This window comes from Mesorhizobium sp. M7A.F.Ca.CA.003.01.2.1, assembly GCF_003998945.1.
In the GTDB taxonomy this organism is placed as follows: Bacteria; Pseudomonadota; Alphaproteobacteria; order Rhizobiales; family Rhizobiaceae; genus Mesorhizobium; species Mesorhizobium ciceri.
Map to the genome: position 1 here is coordinate 1 of NZ_RZRA01001449.1, position 841 is coordinate 841.

The window sequence follows — 841 nt, forward strand, 5'->3', positions numbered from 1 at the left end:
GCGCATCTCAGCCTTCGTCGCCACCGAAACCGAGCCGGAGATCGACGGGCCAGTGATCATCCGCCATGCCGCCGACCTGCCGGTCGGCCTGTCACCGCACATGAAGCCGCTGATCGAGTGGCATTTCGCAAACGGGAGTTAAGGGCGCGTCTTGTTCTGTGCCGCGTTGCGATCGTTGCGGGCGGCGACGAGGAACAGGATGAAGCCGATGCCGAGCAAACCGCCCATCGCCATTCCCATGGTCTGGCCGACGACTGCCTGAAAATCGGCTGTGACGCGATCGGGATTGGCCATGCCGAAGCGGGCGAGATACCACCAGATGCCTGCAAGGAAGGCCTCGATGACGACCATCGTCAGGATCAGTCGTGCCTTCTTGCTCATTGGCTATTCCTCCACCCAAGCGTGAATTGCCCTAGCATCATGAACGGCGCGGCGACAGTGGCGGGTAGGGTGGAAACGTCTAAGGCTGTGCAAAACCGGTCTGAGCGCCGGCCGCGTTTCGGCCGGTTGCCCTATTCGTGCCTAAGTGCGTCGATCGGGTCGAGCCTGGCGCCGCGCAGCGCCGGGAAGAAGCCGAACACCATGCCGATCAGGGCGGAAAAGCCGACGGCGAGCAGGATCACCGCCGGGCTCGGCGCAAACGGGATGGTCAGCGTCACCGCGGCGAGGCCGGCCAGCGCCAGCCCGATCAGGATGCCGATAATGCCGCCGAGCAGCGACAGCACCGTCGCCTCGACCAGGAACTGGATGAGGATGTGCTTTTCATGCGCGCCGATGGCGAGCCTGATGCCGATCTCGCGGGTGCGTTCGGTGACCGACACCAGCATGATGTTCATGATGC

General features: G+C 63.7%; 2 protein-coding genes. Both read right to left on the reverse strand.

Annotated features, from left to right (window positions below):
- Positions 1 to 138: 138 nt before the first annotated feature.
- Positions 139 to 381: a hypothetical protein gene (locus EN969_RS33370; protein ID WP_013531069.1), complete on the reverse strand. Its 243-nt coding sequence runs from the start codon at positions 379 to 381 to the stop codon at positions 139 to 141.
- A 131-nt stretch (positions 382 to 512) separates the two neighbouring features.
- The coding region (locus tag EN969_RS33375; protein WP_127419873.1) for an FtsX-like permease family protein at positions 513 to 841 on the reverse strand (329 nt) is incomplete at its 5' end.